General features: G+C 40.5%; 1 protein-coding gene. It reads right to left on the reverse strand.

Annotation, left to right across the window (positions count from 1 at the left end):
• On the reverse strand, positions 1 to 203 hold a 203-nt coding region (locus R0J87_RS23940; RefSeq protein ID WP_498889529.1), incomplete at its 3' end, for a hypothetical protein.
• Between the last annotated feature and the right edge of the window lie 39 nt (positions 204 to 242).

A 242-nucleotide genomic window follows, 5' to 3' on the forward strand; every position in this document is an offset into this window, starting at 1 on the left:
GTATCGGTTTGAGAGCAAACATACTCTAAAACACTGAAGAACCGACCCAATCCCATATCTAAGGACTGCTTGCTGAACATCCCTTTACTCCAAGCGGTGAAATTGATATCTTCCACAAATATCATTCCAGCTTGCGAGCCAAGTTGGTGAGCCAGTTTGAAGTGGTAATCCTTACGCTTATTGGCTACTTTTTCATGTAACAAAGCAATTCTTCTCTGTAACTTAAGGTATTTGTTAGAACC

It is taken from the genome of Halomonas sp. SIMBA_159, from assembly GCF_046536035.1.
Lineage (GTDB): Bacteria > Pseudomonadota > Gammaproteobacteria > Pseudomonadales > Halomonadaceae > Vreelandella > Vreelandella venusta_A.